This window comes from Oryzomicrobium sp. (assembly GCF_036820405.1).
Taxonomy (GTDB): Bacteria; Pseudomonadota; Gammaproteobacteria; order Burkholderiales; family Rhodocyclaceae; genus Oryzomicrobium.
Genome location: NZ_DAISLS010000020.1, coordinates 26,176 through 42,408, shown reverse-complemented (window position 1 = coordinate 42,408; position 16,233 = coordinate 26,176). Strand labels below are relative to the sequence as shown.

16 protein-coding genes and 1 pseudogene are annotated in these 16,233 nt (G+C 68.3%); 8 read left to right on the top strand and 9 right to left on the bottom strand.

Features of this window, described 5'->3' with window-relative positions:
* The 3 genes from V7Z98_RS17310 to V7Z98_RS17300 form a co-directional block, all read left to right on the top strand.
* On the top strand, nt 1–188 hold a 188-nt coding region (locus V7Z98_RS17310), incomplete at its 5' end, for a hypothetical protein (RefSeq protein ID WP_334159328.1).
* Nucleotides 189–196: 8 nt separating this feature from the next.
* Entirely contained in the window at nt 197–853 is a 657-nt protein-coding gene (locus V7Z98_RS17305; protein ID WP_334159327.1) for a hypothetical protein, read from the top strand.
* Between the two features lie 34 nt (nt 854–887).
* A complete protein-coding gene (locus V7Z98_RS17300) occupies nt 888–1,211 on the top strand; it encodes a DUF1353 domain-containing protein (protein WP_334159329.1) in 324 nt (107 codons plus the stop codon).
* 196 nt (nt 1,212–1,407) lie between these two features.
* On the opposite strand, the gene fabF is transcribed toward V7Z98_RS17300, so the two are convergent.
* On the bottom strand, nt 1,408–2,721 hold the full coding sequence (gene fabF / locus V7Z98_RS17295; protein ID WP_334159326.1) for a beta-ketoacyl-ACP synthase II: 1,314 nt from the start codon (nt 2,719–2,721) through the stop codon (nt 1,408–1,410).
* Between the two features lie 127 nt (nt 2,722–2,848).
* Nucleotides 2,849–3,358 carry a winged helix-turn-helix transcriptional regulator gene (locus V7Z98_RS17290; RefSeq protein ID WP_334159324.1) on the bottom strand — a complete coding sequence of 170 codons (510 nt, stop codon included), beginning with the start codon at nt 3,356–3,358 and terminating at the stop codon, nt 2,849–2,851.
* Between the two features lie 222 nt (nt 3,359–3,580).
* Between V7Z98_RS17290 and mdtD the strand changes: the two genes are divergently transcribed.
* The gene (gene mdtD, locus V7Z98_RS17285) at nt 3,581–5,023 is read left to right on the top strand and encodes a multidrug transporter subunit MdtD (protein WP_334159322.1); all 1,443 of its coding nucleotides are present in this window, start codon (nt 3,581–3,583) and stop codon (nt 5,021–5,023) included.
* A 233-nt stretch (nt 5,024–5,256) separates the two neighbouring features.
* On the opposite strand, the gene V7Z98_RS17280 is transcribed toward mdtD, so the two are convergent.
* The gene (locus V7Z98_RS17280) at nt 5,257–5,460 is read right to left on the bottom strand and encodes a tautomerase family protein (protein WP_293264752.1); all 204 of its coding nucleotides are present in this window, start codon (nt 5,458–5,460) and stop codon (nt 5,257–5,259) included.
* 52 nt (nt 5,461–5,512) lie between these two features.
* A complete protein-coding gene (locus tag V7Z98_RS17275; RefSeq protein WP_334159320.1) occupies nt 5,513–6,484 on the bottom strand; it encodes a DMT family transporter in 972 nt (323 codons plus the stop codon).
* 184 nt (nt 6,485–6,668) lie between these two features.
* Between V7Z98_RS17275 and V7Z98_RS17270 the strand changes: the two genes are divergently transcribed.
* Complete coding sequence (locus V7Z98_RS17270) at nt 6,669–7,565, top strand: LysR family transcriptional regulator (RefSeq protein ID WP_293264756.1); 897 nt, start codon at nt 6,669–6,671, stop codon at nt 7,563–7,565.
* Between the two features lie 35 nt (nt 7,566–7,600).
* On the opposite strand, the gene V7Z98_RS17930 is transcribed toward V7Z98_RS17270, so the two are convergent.
* The 3 genes and pseudogenes from V7Z98_RS17930 to V7Z98_RS17260 form a co-directional block, all read right to left on the bottom strand.
* On the bottom strand, nt 7,601–7,927 hold the full coding sequence (locus tag V7Z98_RS17930; protein ID WP_442951858.1) for a CZB domain-containing protein: 327 nt from the start codon (nt 7,925–7,927) through the stop codon (nt 7,601–7,603).
* Nucleotides 7,928–8,020: 93 nt separating this feature from the next.
* Nucleotides 8,021–8,287 (bottom strand): annotated as a pseudogene (locus V7Z98_RS17925) (methyl-accepting chemotaxis protein); the annotation flags it as partial.
* A 615-nt stretch (nt 8,288–8,902) separates the two neighbouring features.
* Complete coding sequence (locus V7Z98_RS17260) at nt 8,903–11,302, bottom strand: protein kinase domain-containing protein (RefSeq protein WP_334159316.1); 2,400 nt, start codon at nt 11,300–11,302, stop codon at nt 8,903–8,905.
* Nucleotides 11,303–11,600: 298 nt separating this feature from the next.
* On the opposite strand from V7Z98_RS17260, the gene V7Z98_RS17255 reads away from it, so the two are divergent.
* Both V7Z98_RS17255 and V7Z98_RS17250 read left to right on the top strand, forming a co-directional pair.
* Nucleotides 11,601–12,848 (top strand): polyhydroxyalkanoate depolymerase, encoded by a 1,248-nt coding sequence (locus V7Z98_RS17255; protein ID WP_293264764.1) that lies wholly within the window; start codon nt 11,601–11,603, stop codon nt 12,846–12,848.
* A gap of 11 nt (nt 12,849–12,859) precedes the next feature.
* On the top strand, nt 12,860–13,285 hold the full coding sequence (locus V7Z98_RS17250) for a cupin domain-containing protein (RefSeq protein WP_334159314.1): 426 nt from the start codon (nt 12,860–12,862) through the stop codon (nt 13,283–13,285).
* Between the two features lie 114 nt (nt 13,286–13,399).
* Here the strand turns inward: V7Z98_RS17250 and V7Z98_RS17245 are convergent, their stop codons facing one another.
* Nucleotides 13,400–13,789 (bottom strand): DUF3293 domain-containing protein, encoded by a 390-nt coding sequence (locus V7Z98_RS17245; RefSeq protein ID WP_334159312.1) that lies wholly within the window; start codon nt 13,787–13,789, stop codon nt 13,400–13,402.
* A 199-nt stretch (nt 13,790–13,988) separates the two neighbouring features.
* Nucleotides 13,989–15,503 carry a DNA recombination protein RmuC gene (gene rmuC, locus V7Z98_RS17240; RefSeq protein WP_334159311.1) on the bottom strand — a complete coding sequence of 505 codons (1,515 nt, stop codon included), beginning with the start codon at nt 15,501–15,503 and terminating at the stop codon, nt 13,989–13,991.
* Between the two features lie 127 nt (nt 15,504–15,630).
* On the opposite strand from rmuC, the gene V7Z98_RS17235 reads away from it, so the two are divergent.
* Complete coding sequence (locus V7Z98_RS17235; protein ID WP_293264772.1) at nt 15,631–16,062, top strand: hypothetical protein; 432 nt, start codon at nt 15,631–15,633, stop codon at nt 16,060–16,062.
* The last annotated feature ends 171 nt before the right edge of the window (nt 16,063–16,233 follow it).

The window sequence follows — 16,233 nt, the reverse complement described above, 5'->3', positions numbered from 1 at the left end:
CTAACTCCCTACGGGCCAACTCGACGGCAGCAGAGGCAAGTCGCGCCGACATTGATCTGGTCTCGAATGGATACAAGGTCCGTTCGGCTGTCTCCACTTCCGACTCGATCAACTTCACGGGAGCAGGGGGAACGCACATCTACCTGTCTATTTCTGCCTTCCCGTTTCGCTACGCCAACGCCCGCTAGGAACCCTCATGCTCAAACAATACGGTATCCCCTTCACAATTCCCGCCGCCGGCTACGGCGTAGGTGACGATGGCCAGGTCTACCCCAGCGGAATGCCGGAAGGGGTGGAAGGCATCAACTACCCCGCCGGCACCGGCCCCCTCTTCACCGAGGCGGGCCGGGCCGAATTGGGCATTACCGAAGAAGCGCCCCCGCCCCGCCCGGATGACCGTTTCTACTGGGTAAATGGCCTTCGGCCGGATAACACCTGGGACGCCGCTCCTAAGGGCCTGGATGACCTGCGCAAGGTCGCCGCCGATCAGGTGAAGCAACAGCGCCAGGTAGCCCTGGACAGCTTCCCCAAGTCCTCCGGTATCGGCGAGGTGTATGCCGAGAACCTCAAGGCGGCCCAGGCGGTGCAGGCAGGCAATGGTGGAACGGTGACAATGCGCGACGGCTCGACGGCTGAAGCCTTCCTGGGCCACATGGCAGCGGGCATGGGAATCCCGGTACCGGCATTCGCCGAATACATCCTCGCCGAGAACACCGCCGCCGCAGTGAATGCGCGGGAGATCGAGGCCGAGTATGTGCGCCTGGTGTATTCCTTCATCCCGGCCTGTACCTTTGAACAGGTGCAGACGGTAGCGGATGAGTACCGGGCCTATTGCCAGGCGCGGACGGCCTGATATGAGCACCTTCACCACCCCCGCTGACTTGCGGATGCTCGACGACTACCGCTGGGAAGTGCTGGCCACCTTTGAGTACCACGTGGGCAGCTACCCCAGCGAGTCGGTCATCCGCGTCCCGGTGGGGGCGGTTACCGACCTGGCCACGGTTCCCCGAGTGCTGTGGGCGCTGTTCCCGCCCCATGGCCGCTATGCCAAGGCGGCCATCGTCCATGACTACCTCTACGACCAGGCCATAGGCAGCAAGGCATACGCCGACAGGACGTTCCTGGAGGCCATGGAGGTGCTGGGAGTGTCGCGTTTCACCCGGACGGTGATGTACTGGGCTGTCCGGCTGTTCGGTCGGGGGAACTACTGACCCCAGGAAAAGAAAACCGCCCTCAATCGGGGCGGTTATTCGCTGTCCTAAAATCACCGGATTTCTTCAAATATCATCCATCCGCTTTTCAAACGCTTTTCATCCAGAAATCAAAGCCGCTTTACTGAACCGGGGGGATTTTTTTGTGCCATGCCGCCGCGCTCATCAGGCGTCCGGCGGCCCGCACCACTTGCCGTCACGCCGCCAGACGTTTGAAGATCAGGCAGGCGTTGGTGCCGCCGAAACCGAAGGAATTGGACAGGGCATAGTCCACCCGGCGGCGCTTGGCCTCGCCCGGCACCAGGTCCAGGCCGGCGCACTCGGGCGACGGGGTTTCCAGGTTGCGGGTGGGAGGCACGATCTGGTCGCGCAGGGCGAGAACCGACAGGATCGCCTCCACGCTGCCCGCCGCACCGAGCAGGTGGCCCATGGACGACTTGGTCGAGGAGATCGACAGGCCACCGCTCCGGGCATGGTCGCCGAACACCCGCAGGATGGCGGCGATCTCCGCCAGGTCGCCGGCGTGGGTCGAGGTGGAATGAGCGTTGAGGTAATCCACCGCCGCCGGGGCGATGCCGGCGCGGCGCAGGGCCGCCGCCATGGCCCGGGCCGCCCCGTCGCCGTCTTCCGGGGGCGAGACGATGTGGTAGGCATCGCCGGAAATGCCGTAGCCCACCACTTCGGCGTAGATGTGAGCGCCGCGCCGGCGGGCGTGGTCGTAGTCCTCCAGCACCACGATGCCGCTGCCCTCGCCCATGACGAAGCCGTCCCGGGCCACGTCCCAGGGGCGCGAGGCCCGCTCCGGGTCGTCGTTGAAGGCGGTGGACAGGGCCCGGGCGGCGGCGAAGCCGGCCATGCCCAGTTCGCAGATGGCCCCTTCGGTGCCGCCGGCCACCATCACGTCGGCATCGTCCAGGGCGATCATGCGCGCCGCATCGCCGATGGCGTGGGCGCCGGAGGCGCAGGCCGTGACCGCGGCGTGGGTCGGGCCACGAAAGCCATGGTTAATGGCAATGTGCCCCGCCGCCAGGTTGATCAGGCTGGAGGGTATGAAGAAGGGCGAGATGCGCCGCGCCGACGAACGCTCCAGGGTACGGGCCGCCGCCTCGATGGCCGGCAGGCCGCCGATGCCGGCGCCGACCATGACCCCGGTGCGGTTGCGCGACTCCACGTCGTCGGGCCGCCAGGCCGCGTCCTCGATGGCCTCATGGGCCGCCGCCAGGGCGTAGAGGATGAAGGCATCCATCTTCTTCAATTCCTTGGCGTCGGCCCATTCGGTGGGATCGAAGCCCCCGTCGGCGCGCTTGCCTTCGGGCAGCTGGCCGGCGATCTTGCTGTTGAGGTTGGCCGTGTCGAAGCGCTCGACCCGACGCACGCCGCTCTTGCCAGCCAGCAGGTTGGTCCAGGTGGGCGTGACCCCCACCCCCAGCGGGGTCGCCAGGCCCAGGCCGGTGACGACGACGCGGCGCAGGCCGAGGGGATGGGGCAGAACGTGGGCAGATTGGCTCATGCAGGAGTCTCGCAAAGAAAGGTGGGTAGGCCGCGCCGGCATAGGGCGCCCGGGCGGAAGCAGCGGAGAACGCTGGGAAGGCAGTGGCAGCCGGAAAGATGGCGGGAGGCAGGCAAAGGGAGCCAGGTCAGTCGCCCGCCCCACCTTCCCACAGGGCCCGCACCTGGGCCGCCCGGGCCTCGACCCGGGCGGTGGCCGCCGGGCCGGGCCGCAGGCGCACCCGGTCCACGGTGATCGGCTGGCCGGTGCGCCGGTCCACCACCTGGGATTCGATGACGTGGCCGTCCCCCGGCGTCACCTGCTGCACGGCCAGCCCGTCCAGGGTCAGGTACTTGTTGCCCCAGTCGAACAGCACCACCAGCACGGGAAAGAGGTCGGCCCCCATAGGGGTCAGCAGGTATTCGCAGCGGGGCGGTCGGTCGCTGTAATTGCGCCGCTCCAGCAGCCCCCGCTCCACCAGATGCTTGAGGCGGCGGGTCAGGGTGTTGGTGGGAATGCCCAGGCTTTGCTGGAACTCGTCGAAGCGCCGGCAGCCCTGGAAGGCGTCCCGCAGGATGAGGAGGCTCCAGGATTCGCCGATGCAGCTCAGGGCGCGGGCGGTGGGGCACTCCATGGAATCGAAGCTGGTGGTGCGCATGGGGCGGAGCCTAATCAAGTCACTTCAAATATGCAAGTAAACATCCGAACGGCTCATCCTGGCCCGCGCCCCCGCCACCAGGCGACGTCCTGGCGGGGGCGCGGGATAATGGATAGGCGGCAGCCGCAGCCCCGCCGGCCGCCTTCACGGCAGGGGGCGAACCCGCGCCCCGGGCGCCTGTCCCACCAGGCATGCCGCCCCGCAATACAACAACAACGCACCATGACACCCCCCAACGCCTCCGCTCCCGCTACCCCGCCCCACTCCCCACGCCTGCTGCTGTGGCTGGTGGCCATCGGCTTCTTCATGCAGACCCTGGACGCCACCATCGTCAACACGGCCCTGCCGGCCATGGCGGAAAGCCTGGGGGAAAGCCCCCTGCGCATGCAGTCGGTGGTGATCGCCTACGCTCTGACCATGGCCATGCTGATCCCGGCCTCGGGCTGGCTGGCGGACCGCTTCGGCACCCGGCCGACCTTCATCGGCGCCATCGCCCTGTTCGTCGTCGGATCGGTGCTATGCGCCCTCTCCCCCAACCTGAGCCTGCTGGTGGCGGCCCGGGTGGTGCAGGGGCTGGGCGGGGCGCTGCTCCTGCCGGTGGGCCGGCTGGCGGTGCTGCGCACCTTTCCCGGGGAAAAATTCCTGCCGGCCATGAGCTTCGTCACCATCCCCGGGCTGATCGGCCCCCTGCTCGGCCCGCCCCTGGGCGGCTGGCTGTCGGAGGCGGTGTCGTGGCACTGGATTTTCCTCATCAACGTGCCGGTGGGCCTGGTGGGCTTCTTCGCCACCTTGGCGGTGATGCCCGACATCCGCGGCCGCTCGCCGGACCGCTTCGACCTGGCCGGCTATCTGCTGCTGGCCCTGGGCATGGTACTGATCTCCCTGGCCCTGGACGGGGTGTCCGAACTGGGACTGCGCCGCGCCACGGTGCTGGTGATGCTGGTGGCGGGCTTCGCCGCCCTGGCCGCCTACTGGCTGCGGGCGGCGCGCCATCCCCAGCCCCTCTTTCCGCCCCGGCTGTTCCACGTGCCCACCTTCAGCGTCGGCCTGCTCGGCAACCTGTTTGCCCGCCTGGGCAGCGGCAGCATGCCCTACCTGATTCCCCTGCTGCTCCAGGTGAACCTGGGCTTTTCCCCCAGCGAATCGGGCTTGATGATGATCCCGGTGGCGGCGGCCGGCATCTTCACCAAACGCCTGATCACCCCGTTGATCCAGTATTACGGCTACCGCCGCATCCTGGTGGGCAACACCTTCCTGCTCGGCCTGGCCATGGCCAGCTTCGCCTGGATCGCTCCGGGGGAGCCGACCTGGCTGCGTTTCTTGCAGCTGGTGTTCTTCGGCATGGTCAATTCGGCCCAGTTCACCGCCATGAACACAGTGACCCTGAAGGACCTGGATTCGACCCTGGCGAGCGGCGGCAACAGCCTGTTGTCGATGGTGATGATGCTGTCCATGAGCATGGGCGTGGCCTGCGCCGGGGCGATCCTGGACATTTTTTCCGACCTGCTCGCCGCGGGCGGCCCCGGCACCGCCCAGCCGGCCTTCCAGGCCACCTTCGCCACCATGGGGCTGATGACCACCCTGTCGGCGGCCATCTTCTGGCAACTGGCCCCCGCCACCCCGCACCGCCCCGGGGATCGCAGCGCGGCGGCCGATCTGGAATGACCCGGGACCAAACCCCGCGCCAGTAGCCGGGTTTCAGCCTGCCTACGCGGAAAGCCGCGCCAGTGCTTGATCTTCGCGGCAGCACTACCAGGATCGAGCACTGGCGCGGCTTTTCAGCCTAGGCATTCAGCGATTCCACAAACGCCGACGCCCCGCATGGCGGGGCGTCGAATGGGCTATGCCCGCAACGCGGTCATGGACCGGCCGTCACGGCATCGGCAGTCGAGAACGGCTCATTGCCCCTTCTGCCGGCGCACCGTCACGGTTTCTCCAGCGATGCCCCAGTTGTCGGTATTCACCTCGTCGATCACCACCACCGTGGTGGCCGGGTTCTTGCCCATCACCTCCTGGAGCAGCTTGGTGGCGCCGGCAATCAGGGCCGCCTTCTTTTCCGGGGTGACGTTCTCGTTGGTGATCTTGATGTTGACGTAGGGCATGGTCGTTCTCGCGGGGTGGTGAAAAAGAAGGACTGGGATTGGGTGCTGTCCGTCAGGCCCGGGCCCGAGACTGGAGCGGCACCGACCCGGCGGCCGGGGCAGAGGCCACCGGCAGCGGCCGGGAGGCCAGGAAGGCGCCCAGGGACACGGACAGGAGGCCGGCGGCCAGCCACACGGTAAGCGGCTCGTCGAGCAGGGGCACCGCCAGCAGGCCGGCCAGCACCGGCACCAGGGCGATCAAGGCCGCCACCCGGGACGGACCGAGGATCGACACCGCCCGCAGGTACAGCACCATGGCCAGGATGGCCGGGCCGATGCCCTGGTAGAGGGCCTGGAGCACCAGGGTAGACCAGGGCACCGCGTCGAGGGCCTTGGGCAGGAACAGCACGTACACCGGCAGGTAAAAGATGGCCGAGCCGATGGCGATGAAGCGGGTCAGCAGCCAGGGCTCGAAGCCCCAGCGCTTGGCCAGCATGCCGAACACCGCCCAGGTCAGGGACGCGGCGAACACCAGCCCGTCGCCGGCGAGCATGGCCGGGGACCAGTTGCCCGAGAGGATCGGCACCGCCACCAGGCTCACCCCGGCGGCGATACAGGCGTAGCCCGCCATGCGCGGCGCCGAGGGCTTTTCGCCGGCCAGCCACCAGGACAGCACCGCCGCCAGAAACGGCTGCAAGCCCGGGATGAGGATCGCCCCGTGGGCCGCCGGCACGCTCTTGAAGCCGGAATAGGCCAGCACGCCGAAGCCCACGCCGCCGATGGCGGCCAGAATCCACAGGCGCTTGTTGCCCCAAGCCTGGGCCGGCAGCCGGGCGGCGAACAGGAACAGCAGCAGCGCCGCCGTACCCAGGCGCAGGGCCAGGATGTCGAAGCCGGTCAGGGCGCTCTTGCCGCCCAGGCGCGAGATCAGGATGAAGCCGGTCCAGATCGCCACGGTGCCGATGGCCGCCAGGTAGCCGGCGCGATGGGACGCCCCGGCGTGGGTGTAGGCGCCGGCGGCGGGGATTGCGGAAGGTTGGGCCATGGTCGGGCTCTCGTCGGTGCTCGATGCCGCGCCGGGGTTGGGGTCGGGGCACCAGGGTTGGGGTCGGGGAACAGTGGTCTTGACGGCGGCTTAACGGTCTTGTCAGGTTCGTAGCCTAGGTGGGATTGTCGTTCACGTAAAATGAATTAATATGAACGAACCAATCCTATTTTGAGATTAACCCATGGACCTGGACGACCTGAACATCTTCCTCACCGTGGTCCGCGAAGGCGGCGTCACCCGGGCGGCGGCCCAACTGCACCGGGTGCAATCCAACGTCACCACCCGCATTCAGCAACTGGAAGAACGGCTGGGCGTGGATTTGTTCGTGCGCGAAGGCCGGCGCATGAGTCCGTCCCCCGCCGGCCAGGTGCTGGTGGATTATGCCGAGCGGCTGCTCAACCTGGCCGACGAGGCCCGGGCCGCAGTGAGCGACCGCACGCCCCGGGGCCGGCTGCGCCTGGGGTCCATGGAAAGCACCGCCGCCACCCGCCTGCCGCCCCGGCTGGCCGACTTCCACGGCCGCCATCCCGGCGTCCAGCTCGAACTGCGCACCGGCCCCACCGGCCGACTGATCGCCGAGGTGCTCGACGGCACTCTGGATTGCGCCCTGGTGAGCGGCCCGGTGGACGACCTGCGCCTCAACGCGGTGCCGGTGTTCGAGGAAGAACTGGTGATCGTGGCCGCCGCCTGCCACCCGCCGATCGTCGACGCCCGGGACGTGCGCACCCGCACCCTGCTCACCTTCGAGGCGAGCTGCGCCTACCGGCAACGGCTGGAACAGTGGCTGGCCGCCTCGGGCCCGGCCCCGGTGGTGCCGGAGCGGGTGGTGGAACTATCGTCCTACCACGCCATGCTCGGCTGCGTCGCCTCGGGCATGGGTATCGCTCTGGCCCCGCGCAGCCTGCTGGCCAGCCTGCCCAGCGGCAACAGCGTGTCCGCCCACCCCTTGCCGCCCCACCTGGGGCGCACCACCACCGTGCTGATCCGGCGCAACGGCATCCCCCACCCGGCGGTGGACGCCATGGCCGAGGCCCTGCTGGCCCCGCCGCCGGCGCCCCGCCTCGCCGCCGTGGCCTGAGGGGGGCTTTCAGCCCCCCTGGCCCGCGCCGGCCGTCAGGCGCCGGACGATGCGGAAGCGGCCCGCGCCATCGTCTCCAGGCACTCGATGACCTTGAGGCTGGCCGCCTCCATGGCCGCCAGGGCCTGATTGGACGCCTCCGGGCTGCCGCCCAGGTGGGAGCGCACCGCCTCCACCCCGTTGCTGTGCACCGCCGCGTGGAAGGGTTCCACCTCCCGGTAGCCGGGCAGGTGGGAAAAACAGGCCGCGCCGTCGCCCTCGTAGTACCACTTGCCGAGGCGGCAGTGGTGGTGGCTGGCGAAGTCGGTGTCGTCCTTGTCGCTGAGCCCCATCAGGACCTTGTAGATTTCCATCTTGAACACCAGATGGTCCACCTTGGCGGTTTCCGCGAAGCTGCTCAGGGCCACCGTGGACACCGCCCAGCTCAGGGCCTGGGAAATGTGTTGCAGGGTGTCGATGTTGGCCAGGGCTTCCTGGCTGTCCTGGGAAAAGCCCTGGCGCTGCTCCGCCGTGATGTCGAGGTGGGATTCCACCTGCTCGGTCCCCTGATGGACGCCTTCCACCAGCCGGGAAATCTGGGCGGTGGCCTGGCTGGTGCGTTCGGCCAGTTTGCGCACCTCGTCGGCGACCACGGCGAAGCCCCGGCCCGCCTCCCCGGCCCGGGCCGCCTCGATGGCGGCATTGAGGGCCAGCAGATTGGTCTGCTCGGCAATCTCCCGGATGAGCTGGAGAAAGCCGCCGATTTCCGTGGTGCGCGCACTCAGGCTGACCACGGCGCTGCTGGTCAGCTGGCTCTTGTCCACCAGCAGCTTGAGGCTGCCGTCGAGGCGGTTGACGGCGTCCACGCTGCGATCGACCGAGGCCGTCGCCTCCTGGGAAACGGTCCGCTCCTCCTTCATCGACGCGGCCAGGCCGGCCAGGGACTGCTGCACCAACTTGAGAGAATCGGCGAAGGTGCTCAGATTCTGGTGCATTCCGTCCGAATGCCGGGCGGAACGCTGGATGCTGGCCAGCTGGGCCTGGCTCTCCGCCAGCTCCTGGCGCAGAGCCGCCGCTTCCCGCTCCCGTTCGTCGAGGCGGGCTTCCAGAGTGGCGATGGTTTGTTGTTCCCGCAGCAGGCGCTTTGATGCTCCGAACATGAAGTTATGCTCCGTGGCAATTCCACCCGACTATGTCGAAGATATTTTTGCAGGCCATTATGCCGAAGCATGGGCGGGAGCGAGTCGAAACGTGACTCCGGAACGTGACGCCAGAAAGCATCACCAGAAAGTGCCACTGGAAATGCAACGGGCGCGCCAAGGCGCGCCCGCAGGACGGGAGGACGGTTCCCGTGCCCCTCAGCCCACCGACTGCTTGATCGCCAGCACCGCCTGGTTGCGCAAGGTGCGCAGCAGGGACAGTTCCTTGTCCGGGATGACGATGTCGCCGGCCCGGTCCTTGTCGGCGTAGATCAGGGCCACCGGGTTGTGGCGGATGTTGAGGGGGAAGATGACGAAGGAGCGGGCCGAGACAGCCTTGTGGAACCATTCCGGAATACGCGGGGCGATCTTCGGGTCCTCGGTGTCGGTGATGAGGATGTCCACGCCGTTGGTCAGGGCCGCCTGGAAGATGTCCTGGTGCTTGCCCACCGGGAAGCGGAAGGCCTTGGCCACTTCGGTGGCGTCCGGGCCGAAGCCGTAGCGTCCCTGCATCATGCCGGTGCGGGCATCCTTGATCGACAGGATGACGCGCTTGAAGCCCATGGCCCGGTACATGGTCTCCAGGATGATGCGCAGCACGTCGTTGAGCTTGAAGTCTTCCACCAGGGTGTTGGAAATATCCTGGATGCCGGCGGTGAGGATGGCCTGGGCATTGGCCGCGTTGTAGGCCTCGCCGTCGCTCCCGTCCCCGTCGGGCAGCACCGCGTTGTCGGCCAGCACCGCCCCGGGCAGGGTGCCCAGTTCGGTGACCGTTTCGCTGCTGCCGACGGTGCCGCCGCTCCAGGCGCGGATCTGGCGGCCGAACACGGTCTGTTGCAGGTTGAGGCGGATGATGGTGGCAAATTCGGCCACCTGGACGAAGGAGCGTTCCAGGGTCTCCCGCACTGCCTTGTCGTCCAGGTCGATGCCGGCGGCGAAGCGGGCCGCCACCTTGCGTAGCTCGCTCTGGCGCCGTTCCGGCGGCGTGGCGGCGATCACGTTGCAGATTTCGTTGGAATAGGCCGACAGCAGCCGCAGCCGGTCCTCAGCGGAATTGGGCCGGCGCACGCTGCCCGGCGGCAGGGAGCGCATGCTGCCGACGATCAGGGTGGGAAAGCCCCAGGTGCGCGCCACGCCAATGCCCAGTTCCTCGTAGGACAGGCCCAGCACCCTGATCGAGGCGGCCTCCTCCGAGATAGCCTGCTGCTGCATGGCCTTCTTGATCTCGTCGCTTTCCTCGGGGAAGTAGTACTGGGTGAGCAGCCGCCCCAGGTTGTGGAACATGGCGCAGATGAACGCCTGCTCCACCTCCCGGTGGCCCGCCACTTCGGGGCGGTGGTGGGCGATGTCCCGGGCGATGATGGCCGCCAGGTTGGCGCGCAGGAACTCTTCCTTGAGCTGCTGGGCGTTGGCCTTGTTTTGCAGGTGCTCGAAGAGCAGCACGGTGACGGCGATGTTGCGCACCGCGTCGAAGCCCAGGACGATCACCGCCCGGGACACGGTGCTGATGTTGCCGCCGCCCGAGGTGCGGTAGGCCGCCGAGTTCACCAGGCGCAGGATCTTGTTGGTGAGGGAGAAGTCCTTGAGGATGGTGGAGGACAGCTTGGCGACGCTCTCCCGCTCCGAATCGGCGATCTTGTTGATCGCCGACACCGATTCGGACAGGGCCGGGAAGTCGCTCTTGTGGCGCATCCGGCGCAGCAGGAAATCCAGGGTGCTTTGCTTGGCGTCCGCCGCGGCGCTGGCCTCGGACTCGGGGGACAGGTAAGCGTCCAGGGCCTGGCGAAAGGCGGCCGCCGACTCGAAGCGGTCCAGCGGGTCCCGGGCGGTGGCCCGGTAGAGGATGTCCGCCAGGCGCTCGTCCACCGCCAGCCCGTCGGGCAGGCGCAAGTCGTCGTTGCAGATGCGCTCCATCACCCGGTTCACGTCCACGCCCTGGAAGGCGCGGAAGCCGGTGAGCAGCTCGAACAGCACCAGGCCGGCGGCGAACACGTCCACACCTGGAGACACGGTGCGGTGAGCGATGTACTCCGGCGCCATATAGGCCGGGGTGCCGCTCAGGCCGCCGTCCCGGGCCGCGTCGGCGCGCATGGCGATGCCGAAGTCCATGACCCGGGGCGTGCCTTTGCCGTCGTGTTCGTCGATCAGGATGTTGGACGGTTTCAAGTCCCGGTGGATCACCCCGGCCTCGTGGGCGTGGGCCAGGGCGTCGAGCACGGCCCGCACCAGAGCGGCGGCCTTCGGGGCGGCCATGGCTCCCTTTTCCGCCAGCAGGCGGGTCAGGGTGGTGCCCGGCACGTATTCGAACACCAGGAAGATGTCGCCGCCTTCTTCCCCCGCCTCGAACACCGGCACCAGGTTGGGATGGCGCAGCCGCCCCACGGAGCGGGCCTCTTCCAGCAGCCGGCGGTTCTGCTCCGGGTCCGGCGTGGAAAAGTGCAGGGTCTTGATGGCGATGTCCCGTTCCAGGTGGGGATCCCACGCCAGGTAGACGACGCTCTGGGCTCCTCTCCCCAGTTCCCGCTTGATCTGGAAGCGACCGATTTTTTCTGTTGTCATGATGTAGGGCTTAATCGCCGATGGTGCCAGGTGGTGCCTAGGTAATGCCTGATGGTGCCCATGACGCCGCCGGGGGCGCCAAGCGCGGTCATTGTAGCCGCCGGCCAGGGGTCGCGCCGGCAGGAATTCACACCCGGATCGACACCCCGCGGACGGTGCCGCCCGCCGGAAGCGAATCCCTCTCGATAACGAGACGGAAAACCGCTCGGAATAGAGACGGAAGGCCCCGTTATTTTTCAATTGACGGGGGTAAAAAGTTCTTTAGAATCCGCCGGTTCCGTTTCACTCCCGAGTTTCGATGCTCTACGATCTGCACGAGTTCCAGCACAGCCTGGTTGCGCCCTTCCGCCTGTGGGCCGAAGCCACCAGCCAGTTGTTCGGCAACCCCTTCTCCGCTTTCTCCTACCTGCCCGCCGCCCCCAAGGTGGCCGCCGGCTCCGAACTGTTCGCCCGCCTGGTGCGGCGCTACGAAAAACCCGCCTTCGGCCTGGACACCACCACGGTGGACGGCCGCACCGTCGCGGTCGCCGAGGAATACGCGGCCGAGCTGCCCTTCTGCCGCCTGCTCCACTTCAAGCGCGACCTGCCCGCCGGCCGTGCCGCCGACCCCAAGGTGCTGGTCTTCGCCCCTCTTTCCGGCCACTACGCCACCCTGCTGCGCGACACGGTGCGGGCGCTGCTGCCGGCCCACGAGGTGTACATCACCGACTGGGTCGATGCCCGGCTGGTGCCCCATTCCCAGGGCGGCTTCGGCTTTGACGACTACGTGGCCTATGCCCGGGACTTCATCGCCCGGCTCGGCCCCGACGTGCACGTCGTCTCGGTGTGCCAGCCCACTGTACCGGTGCTGGCTGCCATTTCCCTGATGGCCGCCGACGACGATCCGGCCCAGCCCCGCTCGATGGTGCTGATGGGCGGCCCGATCGACACCCGGGTCAATCCCACCGCGGTCAACGACTACGCCCAGGCCCATTCCCTGGCCTGGTTCGAAACCCGGGTGGTGACCCGGGTGCCGGCCAAGTACCCGGGCGCCCTGCGCCGGGTGTATCCGGGCTTCATGCAGCACGCCGGCTTCGTCGCCATGAACCCGGACCGGCACATCGATGCCCACGTGGACTTCTACCACCACCTGGTGAAGGGCGACGGGGAGTCGGCCGAGGCTCACCGCCGCTTCTACGACGAGTACAACGCGGTGATGGACCTGCCGGCGGAGTTCTACCTGGAGACCATCGAACGGGTCTTCCTCGACTACCACCTGCCCCAGGGCAAACTGATGGTGGGTGGCCGCCGGGTCGATCCCGCCGCCATCCGCAAGACCGCCCTGATGACCGTGGAAGGCGAGCTGGACGACATCTCCGCCCCGGGCCAGACCGAGGCCGCCCACGGCCTGTGCGCCAGCCTGGAAGCCGGCCAGCGCCGCCACTTCCTCTGCCCTCAGGTCGGCCACTACGGCATCTTCAGCGGCCGGCGCTGGCGTGAGGTGATCTGCCCCGAGGTGGCCGGCTTCATCCGCCGCTTCGAGCGGCCTGCTACCGTCCAGGACTGAGCAGCAAGGTGATGAGCTCCCCTGGACAGTGCAAGCCCCTGGTCACGCAGCGGGACGCGGTGCCCGCCTACGTGACCAAGGACGGCTCGGAGATCCGGGAGCTGATGCACCCGGCGGTGCATCCCGGCGCCCGGGCCCAGAGCCTGGCCGAGGCCACCGTCTTCCCCGGCCAGCGCACCCTGCTGCACCGTCACGACGCCACCGAGGAGCTGTACCACATCACCGCCGGCAGCGGCCGCATGACCCTGGGCGACGAGCGCTTCGCGGTGGCCCCGGGGGATACGGTGCTGATTCCGCCAGGCACCGCCCACTGCATCGAGAACACCGGGGCCGTGCCACTGCGCCTCTTGTGCTGCTGCGCCCCGGCCTATGCCCACGACGACACCGAGGTCCTGGAAGGGGACAGAACGACGGAAGGCCCTGCGGCGGCAGGCTGAAACAGCCGCCCGGCGGGAAACGATTTTCGGCCGGAATTCGGCGGGAAACACCGACGCCCGATTGCACCACCTGGCACCAAGGCTTGCTTGCCACCGGGCGCCAGTCGGAGTGCCTTACTTGCCGCACCCGCCCCGTTCCTTACGCCCCAGCCACACCACCCGGGGTCGGCCGTCCCGCCGCCCCGCCACCAGGGCGTTCTGGCCGAAGGCCCGGCCCAACCGGCGCAACAGGGCCAGAGGCGGGTCGAGAACCAGGCAGGACGGTTCCGCCGGCCAATCGGGGGCATCCGGGCCGTTCACCGCCGGCAGGACCCGTAGCCCGTGGGCCGCCAGCCGCGCCGCGAGGCGGGCCTGGCGGGCGGCATTTTCCGCTTCATCGCGTTGCACCGATCCGGGATTGCAGGCGGTGATTACCGCGTAGCGGCGCGCGCCGGCGCGCTTGAGCCAAACGGCCAGGGCCGGGCTGGGCCGGCCGGGAACGATGTTCACAAAGGGTAGGAGCAAGGCCGAGGGCGAAATCCCGCGCGAGGCGACATCCGATGCGCCGCCCTCCCCCACCCCGCCAAACCCCAGGCGGTAAGCCGTTCTCCGGTAGGCCTGCCCCAAGCGCGAGCGCTGGCGCGCCTTCCAGCGGCCACCCTTTGGAAACGCCCTACTGGCGCGGGGTTTGGGCCGGCGCTTTTTGGCCGGCCCGGCGTGGGACTTAGACCAGCTCTTCTTCCACGTCGCCATCGCCGGCCTCACCGCCCTCCTCACCGAGCAGGGCCGTGGCCTCGCCACTGGGCAGGGCTTCCACCGATTTGAGCTTGCGGCTCACCGCCCGGGTGCGCACCTCGGCCTTGTCGATGGAGTTGGTGGCTTCCTGGAGCTTCTTCTTGGTGTGGGCCAGGGCGTCGCCGAATTTGCCGAACTCGGTCTTGACCGCGCCGAGCACGGCCCAGACTTCCGACGAGCGCTTTTCGATGGCCAGGGTCTTGAAGCCCATTTGCAGGCTGTTGAGCATGGCCGCCAGAGTGGTGGGCCCGGCCAGGGTGACCCGGTAGTCGCGCTGCAACGCCTCGGTCAGGCCCGGGCGGCGCAGGGCCTCGGCGTAGAGGCCCTCGGTGGGCAGATAGAGCACGGCGAAGTCGGTGGTGTGAGGCGGCGCCACATACTTGGCGCGGATGGTCTTGGCCTCGTCCTTGAGGCGAGCCTCCAGGGCCTTGGCGGCGGCTTCCACCGCCACCGGGTCGGCCCGGTCCTGGGCGTCCACCAGGCGCTGGTAGTCCTCCACCGGGAATTTGGCGTCGATGGGCAGCCACACCGGGCTGGTCTCGCCAAAGCCGTTGTCGTCCTTGCCGGGCAGGCGGATGGCGAATTCGACCCGCTCGCCGGAGCCGGGCACGGTAGCCACGTTGGTGGCGTACTGGGCAGGGGTGAGGATCTGTTCGAGCAGCGCCGCCAGCTGCACCTCGCCCCAGGTGCCCCGGGTCTTGACGTTGGTCAGCACCCGCTTCAGGTCGCCCACGCCGGCGGCCAGGGTCTGCATCTCGCCCAGGCCGCGATGGACCTGCTCCAGGCGCTCGGAGACGAGCTTGAAGGATTCGCCCAGGCGCTGTTCCAGGGTGGCGTGGAGCTTTTCGTCCACGGTCTTGCGCATCTCGTCGAGCTTGACGCCGTTTTCCTGCTGCAACGCGGCCAGCCGGGTTTCCACCGCCTGGCGAAGCTGCTCGAAACGGCCGTCCAGGCCGTCGGAAACGGCCTTCAGCTGCTGGGCGAAGGCGTCCAGGCTGCGGGTCTGGGTCTCGGTGAGCTGGCCGATCTGGGTGGTGAGGGTCTGGCTCAGGGTCTGGTTGAGGGTCTGCACGCTCTGGGTCAGGCTCTGTCCCAGGGTCTGGCCGAAGCTGCCGACCTGGCCGGACAGGGTCTGGGCCAGGGTGGCGGCGCCCCGATTCTGCTCGTCGCGCTGCTGCAAGGCGGCGGTCTGGGCTTCCTGGCGGCTGCGGGCGAATTCCTCGCGCAGTTCCCCGCGCAGATCGCCTTCGAGCCGGCCCAGGGCGTCGCGCAGGCCCTTGTCGAGGGCGTCGAGGCGTTGTTGCAGAACCAGGGCGGCCTGGGCGGCGCCGTCCCGCTCGTCGGCGAGGCGGTTGAGGCGGCCCAGCACGCGCAGGCCCACCGCCAGGGCGGCGCCGGCAAGCAGGGCGGATAGTACGGAAAGCAGCAAGAAAAGATCGCTCATGGAGAAATAAGTCGCAGATGGCGCCACCGGGGGAAAGCCCGGCAGCGGGAGGGCAACATAGAATGCGTAGAATGGCCGCCATTGTAGAGCACCGACGCCATCTGCCCTTCTACCCGACGCCCCGATCATGTCCCGCCCCAGCCTGTTCCGCCGCCTGTTTGCCCCGTTCTTCTGGATCGCCGAGGACATGGCGGCCCTGGGCCGTGAACTGCGCCGCGCCGAGACCTGGGGCCTGATCGGCATGCTCCTGCTGTTCGGCCTGATGCTCGGCCTGGGGCTGTACTACGGCCTGAAGGTGGACTTCACCCTCAAGCTGCGCCAGATGGCGTCGTTCTCGTGCAGCGACGTGGGCAACTGGCAGGCGGTGGGCATTTTCTACGGCGCCATCGTCTTCGCCCTGGCGGCCTTCCTGGCCTTTGGCGAATACGCCAACTACGTGGATACCCGGCGGCGCGGCCAGCGCGCCGGCAACCCGGGCCGGGCCACCCTGCTGCTGGGCCTGCTGGCCCTGGTGGTGGGGGGCGGCCTGGTGTGGTTCCTCGCCCAGTTCTGCGGCTGATCGAAAACTGCCCGTAACCGCCTGACCGGCGGGGAGGGTCGGGCCGCTACGCCGCCCCTACCCTCCTACTCCACCGCGCCAGCCGGCCAGCCGCCACGCAGGCAATCGCGGCGAGACGGCCGCACCTACCCCCGGCACCTGCCCGGAGCCGTGGGGAATCCATCGCCCACG